The sequence below is a fragment of the Microbacterium umsixpiens genome (assembly GCF_053543675.1).
In genome coordinates, this window is record NZ_JBLVOH010000144.1 from 5,688 (window position 1) to 5,980 (window position 293).

Genomic DNA, 293 nt, shown 5'->3' on the forward strand with positions numbered 1-293 from the left:
CCTGGAGATGCCCCGGACAGATCCACAGCGCGGGGGAGACGACCCCGGCGCCGATCCACTGCAGGCGGCGGCGCAGCTGGTGGCGGATGCTGCGTGCGCTCTCGGGGATCGAGAACGAGATCAGGCACCAGGGGTCGGCATCCGTCATCTCGCGCATCTCGAAGATGCGGCGGTCTCCGCGCTCGAGCATCCCGACGGCGGCCGGGTTGAGGCGATAGCCGATCCCGGCGTCGCGCTCCGCGAGCAGGAGCCCCTTCTGTTTCAGGCGGGTGATGCCGGTGCGAGCGGGGCCC

At 71.3% G+C, this 293-nt stretch carries 1 pseudogene; it reads right to left on the bottom strand.

Annotated features, from left to right (window positions below):
- Nucleotides 1-293: pseudogene (locus ACNPM4_RS14270) on the bottom strand (regulator); the annotation flags it as partial.